This window comes from Propioniciclava sp. LT432 (genome assembly GCF_059515965.1).
Window position 1 is genome coordinate 65,044 of record NZ_JCAKNE010000024.1, and the last position, 11,881, is coordinate 76,924.

The 11,881-nt window shown below is 68.4% G+C and carries 15 protein-coding genes; 11 read left to right on the forward strand and 4 right to left on the reverse strand.

Annotated features, from left to right (window positions below; all coding sequences use genetic code 11):
* Positions 1-110 precede the first annotated feature (110 nt).
* Genes atpB through AC5YDV_RS14325 form a run of 9 tightly spaced genes read left to right on the forward strand, consistent with a single transcriptional unit; the run spans position 111 to position 7,497 of the window.
* Positions 111-935: a F0F1 ATP synthase subunit A gene (gene atpB, locus AC5YDV_RS14285; RefSeq protein ID WP_496184114.1), complete on the forward strand. Its 825-nt coding sequence runs from the start codon at positions 111-113 to the stop codon at positions 933-935.
* Between the two features lie 47 nt (positions 936-982).
* Positions 983-1,210 (forward strand): ATP synthase subunit C-like protein, encoded by a 228-nt coding sequence (locus AC5YDV_RS14290; protein ID WP_496184113.1) that lies wholly within the window; start codon positions 983-985, stop codon positions 1,208-1,210.
* Between the two features lie 13 nt (positions 1,211-1,223).
* Positions 1,224-1,766 carry a F0F1 ATP synthase subunit B gene (locus tag AC5YDV_RS14295; RefSeq protein WP_496184112.1) on the forward strand — a complete coding sequence of 181 codons (543 nt, stop codon included), beginning with the start codon at positions 1,224-1,226 and terminating at the stop codon, positions 1,764-1,766.
* Positions 1,763-2,557: a F0F1 ATP synthase subunit delta gene (locus tag AC5YDV_RS14300; RefSeq protein ID WP_496184111.1), complete on the forward strand. Its 795-nt coding sequence runs from the start codon at positions 1,763-1,765 to the stop codon at positions 2,555-2,557. The genes AC5YDV_RS14295 and AC5YDV_RS14300 overlap by 4 nt, the downstream gene beginning before the upstream one ends.
* 57 nt (positions 2,558-2,614) lie before the next feature.
* Positions 2,615-4,252, forward strand: a complete 1,638-nt coding sequence (gene atpA / locus AC5YDV_RS14305) for a F0F1 ATP synthase subunit alpha (RefSeq protein WP_496184110.1) — start codon at positions 2,615-2,617, stop codon at positions 4,250-4,252.
* A gap of 2 nt (positions 4,253-4,254) precedes the next feature.
* Positions 4,255-5,166 (forward strand): F0F1 ATP synthase subunit gamma, encoded by a 912-nt coding sequence (locus AC5YDV_RS14310; RefSeq protein WP_496184109.1) that lies wholly within the window; start codon positions 4,255-4,257, stop codon positions 5,164-5,166.
* Positions 5,167-5,182: 16 nt separating this feature from the next.
* Complete coding sequence (gene atpD / locus AC5YDV_RS14315; RefSeq protein ID WP_496184108.1) at positions 5,183-6,631, forward strand: F0F1 ATP synthase subunit beta; 1,449 nt, start codon at positions 5,183-5,185, stop codon at positions 6,629-6,631.
* A gap of 2 nt (positions 6,632-6,633) precedes the next feature.
* Positions 6,634-7,053 (forward strand): F0F1 ATP synthase subunit epsilon, encoded by a 420-nt coding sequence (locus tag AC5YDV_RS14320; protein WP_496184107.1) that lies wholly within the window; start codon positions 6,634-6,636, stop codon positions 7,051-7,053.
* An 18-nt stretch (positions 7,054-7,071) separates the two neighbouring features.
* Positions 7,072-7,497, forward strand: a complete 426-nt coding sequence (locus AC5YDV_RS14325) for a DUF2550 domain-containing protein (RefSeq protein ID WP_496192513.1) — start codon at positions 7,072-7,074, stop codon at positions 7,495-7,497.
* Here AC5YDV_RS14325 and AC5YDV_RS14330 read toward each other — a convergent pair.
* Positions 7,494-8,180 (reverse strand): cob(I)yrinic acid a,c-diamide adenosyltransferase, encoded by a 687-nt coding sequence (locus AC5YDV_RS14330; protein ID WP_496184105.1) that lies wholly within the window; start codon positions 8,178-8,180, stop codon positions 7,494-7,496. The two genes, AC5YDV_RS14325 and AC5YDV_RS14330, sit on opposite strands and share 4 nt — an antisense overlap.
* A gap of 28 nt (positions 8,181-8,208) precedes the next feature.
* On the opposite strand from AC5YDV_RS14330, the gene AC5YDV_RS14335 reads away from it, so the two are divergent.
* Positions 8,209-8,934, forward strand: a complete 726-nt coding sequence (locus tag AC5YDV_RS14335; protein ID WP_496184104.1) for a peptidylprolyl isomerase — start codon at positions 8,209-8,211, stop codon at positions 8,932-8,934.
* Positions 8,935-8,952: 18 nt separating this feature from the next.
* Here AC5YDV_RS14335 and AC5YDV_RS14340 read toward each other — a convergent pair whose 3' ends face one another.
* Both AC5YDV_RS14340 and AC5YDV_RS14345 read right to left on the reverse strand, forming a co-directional pair.
* Complete coding sequence (locus tag AC5YDV_RS14340; protein ID WP_496184103.1) at positions 8,953-9,759, reverse strand: alpha/beta fold hydrolase; 807 nt, start codon at positions 9,757-9,759, stop codon at positions 8,953-8,955.
* Positions 9,760-10,032 carry an Rv1322 family protein gene (locus tag AC5YDV_RS14345; protein ID WP_496184102.1) on the reverse strand — a complete coding sequence of 91 codons (273 nt, stop codon included), beginning with the start codon at positions 10,030-10,032 and terminating at the stop codon, positions 9,760-9,762.
* A 39-nt stretch (positions 10,033-10,071) separates the two neighbouring features.
* Here AC5YDV_RS14345 and nucS point away from each other — a divergent pair, with 39 nt between their 5' ends.
* Positions 10,072-10,758 carry an endonuclease NucS gene (nucS, locus tag AC5YDV_RS14350; protein ID WP_496184163.1) on the forward strand — a complete coding sequence of 229 codons (687 nt, stop codon included), beginning with the start codon at positions 10,072-10,074 and terminating at the stop codon, positions 10,756-10,758.
* Between the two features lie 55 nt (positions 10,759-10,813).
* Here the strand turns inward: nucS and AC5YDV_RS14355 are convergent, their stop codons facing one another.
* Positions 10,814-11,782: an IS481 family transposase gene (locus AC5YDV_RS14355; RefSeq protein WP_496181913.1), complete on the reverse strand. Its 969-nt coding sequence runs from the start codon at positions 11,780-11,782 to the stop codon at positions 10,814-10,816.
* Between the last annotated feature and the right edge of the window lie 99 nt (positions 11,783-11,881).

The following is an 11,881-nucleotide window of genomic DNA, read 5'->3' on the forward strand; positions in this document are numbered from 1 at the left end:
CTCGATGTGACGGGGCGACCAACCCGTTGCTAATGTCTTGTTTCGCACCCGGTTGAAGCCTTTGTCAGGCGGCCCGGGCCAATGTCCGGAAGGTACTGCAAGGAGGCACTATGGGTGGGCTCAATGGGCTGATCCTTCCGTTGGAGGGCGGCGCATGGCCCCCGGGCGAGCACAGCTTCGCATCCCGACCGCTGTTCCCGGGTGTGCTGCCCGACTGGGTGAACAACCACATCGCGCAGGCGGTCATCGGTGCGCTGCTCGTGATCGTCTTCTGGCTGTGGATGGCTCGCGGGCTGTCCGTCGTCCCGGGCAAGAAGCAGACGTTCGGCGAGTTGTTCTACGACTTCGTCCGCAACGGCATCGCCCGTGACATCCTCGGGCCCGAGTTCCGCAAGTACCTCCCCCTCCTGCTGACGCTGTTCTCCTTCATCCTGGTGAACAACCTGTTCGGCGAGTTCGCGCTCTTCATGTTCCCGACGTTCTCCAAGATCGGCTTCGCGTGGGGCCTCGCCCTGGTCGCCTGGCTGGTCTACAACGGCGCCGGCATCAAGACGCACGGCTTCTTCGGCTACCTCAAGCACGCCACCCTCCCGGCAGGCGTCCCGAAGGCACTGTGGCCGCTCATCATCCCGCTGGAGTTCCTCTCCAACATCATCGTGCGGCCACTCACGCTCGGCCTGCGTCTCTTCGCCAACCTGTTCGCCGGCCACCTCGTCATCCTGGTGTTCGTCGTCGGTGGCACGATGCTGCTGACCGCGGTCGACCAGATGGGGACGACGTTCCCGGTGCCCCTGCTCAACGTGGCGGGCGTGGTGTCGATTCTCTTCAGCTTCGCGATCTTCGCCCTGGAGCTCCTGGTGGGCGCCATCCAGGCCTACATCTTCACCGTCCTCACCGCCCAGTACGTGTCCTCGGCGATCGCCGAGGACCACTAAACCCGTAGAGCTTTCGTCAGAAAGAAACCATCCGAAAGGAACGAACCATGCTCCTCTCCCTCCTGGAGATCAACGGCTCGATCAACATGATCGGCTACGCGCTGGCGACCCTCGGCCCGGCCCTCGGTGTGGCCTGGATCTTCGCGTCGGTCATCAACGGCACCGCGCGTCAGCCCGAGGCCCGTGGCGCCATGATGGGCACCGCGTGGATCGGCTTCGCCGTGGTCGAGGCGCTCGCCATCATCGGCATCGCCCTCGCGTTCGTCCTCGGCTGATCTGAGGCCAACCATGCTGCCCCTTGCCGGAGAATCGCCCTTGGGTCCGCTCCTCCCGGAGCACCCCGAGGAACTCTTCGTCGGCATCGCCCTCTTCCTGATCATCCTCGCGGTGATGTGGAAGGTGGTCGTGCCGATGTTCGAGAAGACATACGCCGAGCGCACGGCCGCCATCCAGGGCGGCATCCAGAAGGCGGAGGCCGCCCAGGCCGAAGCCGCTGCGGCGCTGGAGGAGTACAAGGCACAGTTGGCCAGCGCACGCGAGGAGGCGTCCCGCATCCGCGAGGAGGCCAAGGCGCAGGGTGCTGCCATCGTCGCCGACATGCGCCAGCAGGCCACCGAGGAGAGCAGCCGCCTGCTCGCGAACGCCAAGGCCCAGATCGAGGCCGAGCGCGCCGCAGCCGTCGGATCGCTCCGTTCCGAGATCGGTGGTCTGGCGACCACGCTCGCCGGCCGCATCGTCGGCGAGTCGCTGGACGACGACGAACGCGCCCGCCGCACGGTGGACCGCTTCATCGCCGACCTCGAGGCCCAGCCGGTGGTGGAGAAGGCATGAGCGCCGCCGCCGAGTCCCGCCTGAAGGCACTGGACGCCGTCCTGGACGCGCAGCCGGCTTCCGAGGCCTTGGCCAACGAGCTGTTCGCCGTCGTGGAGGCCTTGGGTGCCCAGCCCGCCCTCCGCCGTGCGCTGACGGACCCGTCCACCCCGGACGCGGTGCGCTCCCAGCTCACGCAGTCGCTGTTCGGCGAACGTGTCAGCGGGGCGACGGTGGCCGTTCTGTCCGAGGCGGCGCGTGGCCGCTGGGGCAGCGCCGGTGCGTTCGTGGCGGCACTGGAGCGCCAGGGCGTCCGCGCCCTGCTCCGCACCGCCCAGGACGAGGGGCAGCTCGACGAGCTGGAGGACCAGCTCTTCAAGGTCGAGCGCCTGGTCGACGCCAACCCCGACCTGCGCCGTGCGCTCGGTGATCGTCGGACACCACTCGAGGGCCGCCAGGACCTCCTCGGTGGCCTCCTCGAGGGCAAGGTGCTCCCCGCCGTGGCCAGCCTCGCCCGCCGAGCCGTGGCTGCGCGCAAGCGCACCTTCGACCTCACGGTCGAGGACTACCTGAAGGCGGCCGCCGAGCTGCGCGAACGCGCGGTGGCGACCGTCACGGTGGCCCGGCACCTCACCCCGGAGCAGGAGGCGCGGATCAAGGCCGCCCTGTCCCGTCAGGTGGGGCGTGACGTGAACGTGCGCGTGGTCCTCGATCCGGGGGTCATCGGCGGTGTCCACGTGTCCCTGGGTGACGAGGTCATCGAAGGTACCGTTGCTGCACGTCTCACCGACGCGCAGCGCAAGCTGGCCTGACGGCCAACCCAGACCTGATTACAAGCAAGCAGCGACGCAGCGAAGGAACGCACTCACATGGCGGATCTGACCATTCGTCCCGATGAGATTCGGGATGCCCTCGACCGGTTTGTCTCCAACTACACGCCGGACACCTCCACCCGCGAGGAGGTCGGCACCGTCGTGACGTCCGGTGACGGCATCGCCCGCGTCGAGGGCCTGCCCTCGGCGATGGCGAACGAGTTGCTGGAGTTCGCCAACGGCACACTCGGCATCGCCCTCAACCTCGACGTCCGCGAGATCGGTGTCGTCGTGCTCGGCGACTCCGAGGGCATCGAGGAGGGCTCGCAGGTGCGCCGCACCGGCGAGGTGCTCTCCGTGCCCGTGGGTGACGGCTACCTCGGTCGCACCGTGGATGCGATGGGCAACCCCATCGACGGCCTCGGCGAGCTCGCCGGCCCCCTCGAGCGTCGTACCCTCGAGCTCCAGGCCGCCGGCGTCATGGACCGCCAGGAGGTGCGTGAGCCCCTGCAGACCGGCATCAAGGCCATCGACGCCATGATCCCGATCGGTCGCGGGCAGCGCCAGCTGATCATCGGCGACCGCAAGACCGGCAAGACCGCGATCGCGATCGACACGATCATCAACCAGAAGGCCAACTGGGCCACCGGCGACCCGAAGCAGCAGGTTCGCTGCATCTACGTCGCGATCGGCCAGAAGGGCTCGACCATCGCCGCCCTGCGCAAGACGCTGGAGGAGGCCGGCGCGCTGGAGTACACGACCATCGTGCACGCCCCGGCGTCCGACCCGGCCGGCTTCAAGTACATCGCCCCCTACGCGGGCTCGGCCATCGGCCAGCACTGGATGTACCAGGGCAAGCACGTCCTGATCATCTTCGACGACCTGACCAAGCAGGCCGAGGCCTACCGCGCCATGTCGCTGCTGCTCCGCCGCCCGCCGGGCCGCGAGGCGTACCCCGGTGACGTCTTCTACCTCCACTCCCGCCTGCTGGAGCGCTGCGCCAAGCTGTCGGACGAGCTGGGTGGCGGCTCGATGACCGGCCTGCCGATCATCGAGACCAAGGCCAACGACGTGTCGGCCTACATCCCGACCAACGTGATCTCGATCACCGACGGCCAGATCTTCCTGCAGTCCGACCTCTTCAACGCCAACCAGCGTCCGGCGATCGACGTCGGCATCTCGGTGTCCCGCGTCGGTGGTGCCGCGCAGATCAAGGCCATGAAGGGCGTCGCCGGCACGCTGAAGATCAGCCTCGCCCAGTACCGCGACATGCAGGCCTTCGCCATGTTCGCCTCCGACCTGGACGCCGCGTCCCGCCGCCAGCTCGATCGGGGCGCTCGCCTCACAGAGCTGCTGCGCCAGGGCCAGTACCGGCCGTACCCGGTCGAGGACCAGGTCGTCTCGGTCTGGGCCGGTACCAACGGTCACTTCGACGACATCGCCGTGGACGACGTCCTGCGCTTCGAGGCCGAGTTGCTCGAGCACCTGCGCCTCAACACGCCCATCCTGGCCACCATCGCCGAGACCAAGAAGTGGGACGACGACACCGCCAACGCGGTGCTCGCCGAGATCAAGAAGGTCAAGGAAGGGTTCAAGGCCAGCGGCAAGGCCGCCCCGGCGGCCGACCAGCCCGGCGTCAAGGCGCTCGGTGACGACGAGGTCGACGCCGAGCAGATCGTGGTCAAGAAGGGCTGAGCATGGCGTCCAGTCTGCGGGAGCTCCGGCAACGACGTAAGTCGGTGTCGGCGACCAAGAAGATCACCAAGGCGATGGAGCTCATCGCTGCGTCCAAGGTCATCCGGGCGCAGCAGGCAGCCACCAAGGCCTTGCCCTACACGCGGGAGCTGAACCGGGCGGTCTCCGCCCTGGCGACGCACTCGCCCCAACTCGAACACCCGCTCACCACGCGCATCGAACGGCCGCGTCGGGCGGCGCTGCTGATCCTGACCTCCGACCGGGGCATGAACGGCGCCTTCAACTCCAACGTCCACAAGGTCGGGGCCCGCATGCGGGCCCGCCTCGAGGAGCAGGGGATGGAGGTCAGGCGCTACGTCGTGGGCCGCAAGGGCATCGGGTACATGAAGTTCCGACAGATCCCGATGGCCCGGACGTGGGATGGCTTCAGCGACGCCCCGACCTTCGCCGACGCACACGAGATCGCGGACGTCCTGATCAACGACTTCCTGACCCCGTACGAGGAGGGCGGTGTCGACGAGATCCACGCGGTCTACACCCGCATGGAGTCGATGCTGACCCAGTCCCCGCGGGCCAGGAGACTGCTGCCCCTGGAGGTCGTCGAGGGCGTCTCAGAGCTGGGGGAGCACGACCACATCCCCCAGTACGAGTTCGAGCCGGACGTCGAGACGGTGCTGGATGCGGTCATGCCGGTCTACGTCCGGAGCCGCGTCTGGTTCTACCTGCTGCAGTCGGCGGCGTCCATCCTGGCCAGCCAGCAGCGGGCCATGAAGTCGGCCACCGACAACGCGAACCAACTGATCGAGACCCTGACGCGCGAGGCCAACCAGGCGCGCCAGGCGGAGATCACCCAGGAAATCACCGAGATCGTCGGTGGCGCCAGCGCGCTCGCCGAGTCGAGCGCCCAGGACTGAGGCGAGAGAGGCAACCATGACCCTGACTGCTGAGAACCCCACGACGACGGGCGTCGGCCGTGTGGCGCGTGTCATCGGCCCGGTGGTGGACGTCGAGTTCCCCGCCGACCAGATGCCCGACATCATGAACGCGCTGAAGATCAAGATCGACGCCGGCGAGCTCTCCCGTGAGATCACGGCCGAGGTCGCGCTGCACGTCGGTGACAACATCGTTCGCGCCATCTCCCTGAAGCCGACCGACGGCATGCGTCGCGGCACCGAGGTCGTCGACACCGGTGCCCCGATCTCGGTGCCCGTCGGTGATGTGACCAAGGGCCGCGTCTGGAACGTGACCGGCGACTGCCTCAACGAGGACCTGGAGGCGTCCGGCGTCCAGATCACCGAGCGTTGGCCGATCCACCGCCCGGCACCGAAGTTCGAGGACCTCGAGCCGAGGACCGAGATGCTCGAGACCGGCATCAAGGTGCTGGACCTGCTGACCCCGTACGTCAAGGGCGGCAAGATCGGCTTGTTCGGCGGCGCCGGCGTCGGCAAGACGGTCCTCATCCAGGAGATGATCTTCCGCATCGCCCACAACTTCGGTGGCACCTCGGTGTTCGCCGGCGTGGGGGAGCGCACCCGTGAGGGCAACGACCTCATCAACGAGATGATCGAGGCCGGCGTCATGAAGGACACCGCCCTCGTGTTCGGCCAGATGGACGAGCCGCCGGGCACCCGCCTCCGCGTCGCCCTGTCGGCCCTGACCATGGCGGAGTACTTCCGCGACGTCCAGGGTCAGGACGTGCTGCTCTTCATCGACAACATCTTCCGGTTCACCCAGGCCGGTTCCGAGGTGTCCACGCTGCTCGGCCGCATGCCGTCCGCCGTGGGTTACCAGCCGAACCTCGCCGACGAGATGGGCCAGCTGCAGGAGCGCATCACGTCGACCCGCGGCCACTCCATCACCTCGATGCAGGCCATCTACGTGCCCGCCGATGACTACACCGACCCGGCCCCGGCCACGACCTTCGCCCACCTGGACGCCACGACCGAGCTGTCGCGTGACATCGCCTCGCGTGGTCTGTACCCGGCCGTGGATCCGCTGACGTCGACTTCGCGCATCCTCGACCCGCAGTACGTCGGTCAGGACCACTACGACACCGCGACCCGCGTGAAGCAGATCCTCCAGCGCAACAAGGAGCTGCAGGACATCATCGCGATCCTCGGCATCGACGAGCTGGGCGAGGAGGACAAGATCGTGGTGGGTCGCGCCCGCCGCATCCAGCAGTTCCTCTCCCAGAACACCTACATGGCCACCAAGTTCACCCAGATCGAGGGCTCGACGGTGCCGCTGGCCGACACCATCGAGGCGTTCAAGATGATCTGCAATGGCGAGGTCGACCACATCGCCGAGCAGGCCTTCTTCAACGTCGGCGGCATGGACATGGTCATGGAGAACTGGGACCGCATCCAGAAGGAAGGCTGAGCATGGCGTTCGACTCCAGCCCGCTCCGGGTCGAGGTGGTCAGCGCCGATGGGCTCATCTGGGAAGGTGACGCCGTTCAGGTCATCGCTCGGACCACCGAGGGTGACCTCGGTATCCTGGCCCATCATGAGCCGTTCTTCGGCATCTTGGTCCCGTCGGCGGTGGAGATCATCACGAACGACGGCAACCGTGAGATCGTCGCCGTCGACGGCGGCTTCATCTCGGTGGCCGAGAACCGCGTCTCCCTGCTGAACGCCTACGCGCGGCTGGCGCACGAGATCGACCAGGCCGAGGCGGCGCACCAGCTCAACGACGCCCAGCTGGCGTTGGAGAAGGGTGATGTGAGCACGGAGACGATGCAGCGGTACCATCGTGCCACCGCACAGGTACGGGCCGCCTCGAAGGCGGCTGGTCAGCGCTGACAGTGAACGGGGGTGGGAGTGCCTGACTGGTGGAGTTGGACCGCCTTGGTGGTCGGCCTACTGGCTGCGTGCGCTCTCATCCCCGTTTCGTGGCTCATCATCCGCCGGCGCTGGCTGGCGGGCCGGGGTCGGGTCTTCGAGTGCTCCCTCATGCGTCCAGGTGCCGGCTGGACCCTCGGGGTCGCCCGGTTCCGGGCCGACGACGTCGAGTGGTATCGCGTCTTCTCCCTGTCGCTGCGCCCGCTCATCACCTTCCACCGCCACGAGACCAAGGTCGTCGGGGTGCGCCGGCCCACGGCGTCCGAGGCGACCGAGCTCTACGACGGGCACGTGGTGACCGAACTCGGGGGGCGGTACACCGGCTACTTGTTGGCGATGGCACGCCCCGATCTCACGGCCTTCTCGAGCTGGACGGAGGCGGGGGCACCCGGGGGCCGCGCCTAATCGGTACCTTCGACCTCGGCGTCCAGCCCCGCCTGCGCGGCCTCGATCTTCTCCCGCTGGCGGCGGGCGCGGTCACCGACCGGCGTCCGATCCTTGCCCGGCACCCAGAGCACGTCGCCCACCTCCAGGTTCGCGACGCGACCGAGGATGAACAACAGGTCCGACAGCCGGTTCAGGTAGGTCAGGGCCAGCGGGTTGACGCCACCCTGCTCGTCGCCCCGGGCAACCTCGACGCCGTGTTCCTCGGCGGCGGCCCAGGCGGCCCGTTCGGCGCGGCGGACGACCGTGCGCGCCAGGTGCAGGTAGGCGGCCCCCGGGGATCCCCCGGGCAGGATGAAGCTGACCAGATTCGGCAACGGATCACCGAACTCGTCGCACCACGCCTCGAGGCGGTCGATGCTGGCCTGGTCGACGCGCAGGGGTTCCCACGTCGGCTCGGCCACCACCGGGTTGGAGAGGTCCGCGCCCACGTCGAACAGTTCGTTCTGGATCTCGCGGAGGACGGCCACCACGGCGTCCGGAAGGCCGCCCAGGGTGGTGGCCAGCCCGAGGACGGCGTTGGCCTCGTCCACGTGTCCGTACGCCTCGACGCGACTGTCAGTCTTGCGCGTCTCGGACATGTCGGAGAGCCGCGTGCTGCCCGCATCGCCCGTGCGGGTGTAGATCCGAGTCAAGTTGACCATGGGACCACCCTAATGTGATGTTGGGTGTGTGACCCCGCGCACTCTCGTCGCTGCCTCCGCAGCCGTCCTCGTCCTCGCCACCGCCGGCTGCGCGGTGGCACCCCAGACCACCCGGACGCCGGGGGCGTCCGGCAGCCCGAGCGGCGCGACGACGGCAGGGACCGCGCGGACCGGACAGGCGTCCGCTGCGGGGACCGTGAACTGCACGTACCGGCCCGGCGGCACGCCCGCCAAGCCCGTGGACCCGCCGGAGGGCACCAACGTGCCCGCGACTGGGACCTCATCCGTCGTCATCGACTTCGGGGACGCCAAGGTCAACGTCACCCTCGACCGCGCCGCGGCGCCCTGCACGGTGCACTCCTTCGAGAGCCTGGTGGCCCAGGGCTACTACAACGGCACCGAGTGCCACCGGCTGTCGACCCAGGGCATGTTCATCCTGCAGTGTGGGGATCCCACGGGCACCGGCAGCGGACGACCCGGTTACAGCTTCGACGACGAGCTCGAGCACACCACTGGCTACCCCGCCGGCGTCCTGGCCATGGCGAACGCGGGCCCGGACACCAACGGCGCCCAGTTCTTCTTCGTCTACGACGACACGCCACTCGCCCCGGCCTACACCGTGTTCGGGACGATGGACGAGGCGGGCACCCAGGTCATCAGCGACCGGGCGTTCCAGGGCCACGACGCGAGCTACCCCGACGGCACCGGCCGTCCGAACGCGCCGACGGTCATCACGTCGGTCACCACCGGCTAGGTAGGACGCGTGGGGCCGTCAGTGGCTCCCCAGCTCCGGGCGCAGGCCGTCGAGGAACATGGCCAGCGCCTGGCTGACGGCCTCGGGCTGCTCCGCGTGCAGCCAGTGGCCGGCGTTCTTGATCGTGACCAACCGCGTTCGCGCGAAGAACGCCTTCATGACGGGGATGTGCTCGTCGGTGACGTAGCCGGACTCCGAACCGCGCATCCACAGCACGGGGCCCTCGTACGTTCCCCGGACGCCCGCGGGCCAGCCGCTGATCAGGGGGAGTGCGCGCTCCAGGAGTTCGAGGTTCGGCAGCCACCGCCAGCCCCCGCCCGGAACCCGGTGCAGGTTCTGGAGGAGGAACGCACGCACGCTGGGCTCGCGGATGTCCGCGGCGAGGGCGGCGTCGGCGTCCGCCCTCGTCCGGATCGCGGTGAGGTCGAGTGCCCGGAGCGCACCGATGAGTCGCTGGAACCCGTAGCCGTGCGAGGAGTCGTCGGGGGAGATGTCCAGGACGACCAGACCGCGGACCAGGGTCGGGTGTCGCAGCGCCAGGACCATCGCCGTCTTGCCGCCCATCGAGTGGCCCACGACCGTCACCGACGCACCCACCCCGAGGCGCTCGCGGAGGTCGGCGGCCACGGCGTCCGCCATGGTGACGTAGCCGAAGTCGTCCTGCCAAGGGCTGCGGCCGTGGTTCGGCAGGTCGTACAGCAGCCCGGGATCCGTCGCCGAGACGGCCTTGGCGATCGTGCCCAGGTTCTTCCCCTGGCCGAGCAGACCGTGCAGGTACGCGACCCGCGGCCTTCCGTGGCCGATGGTCGTGGTGAACAGGTCCACTCAATTCCTCCGGTTCCAGCAGGCGGTGTGCCAGTGCCGCCGATCATCGACGGCCGAGGAGGCCCCGAGGGCGGGGGTGCTCGGCCAGACCACGACATGGGCCGCACCGACCGCGATCGGCCGGTGGCAGAAGGGACAGGTGTAGTCCTTCTCCGAGCGGCCCGTGGCCAGCGCCTGCACGACCCACGCGCCGTCGCGCTTGGTCTCGGCCCGGGCGAATGACGTCGACAGCGGACGCGCCGGGCGCAGGTGCTTGCTGGGACGTCGGGCCATGTTCTCGATCGTAGACGGTAGGCTCGCGTGGTGCGTCTCATGATTGCTCGTTGCCAGGTCGACTACGCCGGCCGGCTGTCGGCGCACCTGCCGATGGCGAAGCGCCTCATCCTGCTCAAGGCGGACGGCTCGATCTCGATCCACGCGGACGACCGCGCCTACAAACCGCTCAACTGGATGAATCCACCCTGCACGATCGTGATGCGCGACGCCGACCCCACCGTCGAGGACGAGGTGGGGCTTCACCAGGTGTGGGAGGTCCAGAACAAGGATGCCGACAAGCTGGTCATCTCCATCGCGGAGGTGCTGCACGACTCCAGCCACGAACTCGGCGTCGACCCGGGCCTGGTGAAGGACGGCGTCGAGGCACACCTGCAGACGCTCCTGGCGGACAACCCGGCCACGTTCGGCGATGGCTGGACGCTCGTCCGGCGCGAGCACATGACGGCGATCGGTCCGGTGGACATCCTCTTCCGCGACGCCGACGGCGCCCACGTCGCCGTCGAGGTGAAGCGGCGTGGCGAGATCGACGGTGTCGAGCAACTCTCGCGTTACCTCGAGTTGCTGAACGCCGACCCGCACCTGCGTCCGGTCCAGGGCGTCTTCGCGGCCCAGCAGATCAAGCCGCAGGCGAGGGTCATCGCCGCCGCCCGCGGCATCACCTGCGTGACGGTCGACTACGACGTCCTCCGGGGCCTGGACGACGCGGAGGACCGGCTGTTCTGACGCGGCCTCGGGCTGGGCGCGATCCAGCGCTCCTAGGTGTACTGGGCCACGACGTTCATGACAGGCGGCTGGTCGGGGGTAGTCCTCCGAGTGCGCTGTGGCGTCTTTGAGTGTTGTAGGTCTCCAGCCAGGGGTCAAGGGCGTCGCGGCGGGCCTGGTTGCTGGTGAACACGTGGCGGTAGGCCCACTCGGTGGTCAGGGTGCGGTTGAAGCGTTCGACCTTGCCGTTCTGCCAGGGGCAGTGGGGTTTGATGAACTTCTGCTTCGCGCCAATGGTCTCGACCGCGTCGATGAACGCTCGACCATGTCGGTAGGCGAACGCGTTGTCGGTCATCACTCGCTCGATGCTGGTGATGCCGTGGGTGGCGAAGTAGGCCGCGGCTCGCAGCAGGAAGCCGGCGCAGGTGTCGACGCGTTCATCGTCGTGGATCTCGCTGTAGGCCAGGCGGGAGTGGTCATCGACCATCGAGTGGACGTAGTCGTAGCCGATCTTGGGCCGCTTGTTCTTGGCGACGATGGTGTCGGAGCGTCCGTGGGCCCGCCAGCCGCCACCGTCGGGGATCTTGCCCAGCTTCTTGACATCCACGTGCACCAGTTCGCCGGGACGTTCGCGTTCGTAGCGGACCGCGGTCTGCTTCGAGGTGCGGATCACCTGGCCGGTCATCGGGTCCAGGCAGGTCAGGGGCGGCATGCCCCGTCGGTGCAGGATCCGGGTCACGGTCCGCGGCGCGAGCCCGAGTTCGGCCGCGATCCAGTCAGGGCCGCGTCGGTGCTCCTGACGGGCGGCCACCACCAGGTCCTCCACCGTGGCTGGTGTCGCGGTCGGGCACGCGTGAGGACGGCTGGACCGGTCATGCAGACCGGCCTCGCCCTCGGCGTCCCAGCGTGCCAGCCAGCGGTGAGCACACTGACGTGAAATCCCCATCGCCTTCGCTGCATGGGCGACCGGCCAGTGCTGGTATCGGACCCGATCGACCAGCAGCTTGCGGCCATGAAAGTTGAGGCGGGCGTTACGGTGGGACACGAGGACCTCCGGGTGTGAGATGTGACCTTCGACAAGCCACACCCCACCCGGGGGTCCTCCCTCACGTCAATACCGACGCGCTGTCACCAACCTCTTGGC

Bases quoted from the DNA above. Each gene is read 5' to 3' on its own strand.
- AC5YDV_RS14310 (WP_496184109.1), top strand. From the start codon at position 4,255: ATGGCGTCCAGTCTGCGGGAGCTCCGGCAACGACGTAAGTCGGTGTCG.
- atpA (WP_496184110.1), top strand. From the start codon at position 2,615: ATGGCGGATCTGACCATTCGTCCCGATGAGATTCGGGATGCCCTCGAC.
- atpD (WP_496184108.1), top strand. From the start codon at position 5,183: ATGACCCTGACTGCTGAGAACCCCACGACGACGGGCGTCGGCCGTGTG.
- AC5YDV_RS14290 (WP_496184113.1), top strand. From the start codon at position 983: ATGCTCCTCTCCCTCCTGGAGATCAACGGCTCGATCAACATGATCGGC.
- AC5YDV_RS14300 (WP_496184111.1), top strand. From the start codon at position 1,763: ATGAGCGCCGCCGCCGAGTCCCGCCTGAAGGCACTGGACGCCGTCCTG.
- atpB (WP_496184114.1), top strand. From the start codon at position 111: ATGGGTGGGCTCAATGGGCTGATCCTTCCGTTGGAGGGCGGCGCATGG.
- AC5YDV_RS14345 (WP_496184102.1), bottom strand. From the start codon at position 10,032: ATGGCCCGACGTCCCAGCAAGCACCTGCGCCCGGCGCGTCCGCTGTCG.
- AC5YDV_RS14330 (WP_496184105.1), bottom strand. From the start codon at position 8,180: ATGGTCAACTTGACTCGGATCTACACCCGCACGGGCGATGCGGGCAGC.
- AC5YDV_RS14320 (WP_496184107.1), top strand. From the start codon at position 6,634: ATGGCGTTCGACTCCAGCCCGCTCCGGGTCGAGGTGGTCAGCGCCGAT.
- nucS (WP_496184163.1), top strand. From the start codon at position 10,072: ATGATTGCTCGTTGCCAGGTCGACTACGCCGGCCGGCTGTCGGCGCAC.
- AC5YDV_RS14295 (WP_496184112.1), top strand. From the start codon at position 1,224: ATGCTGCCCCTTGCCGGAGAATCGCCCTTGGGTCCGCTCCTCCCGGAG.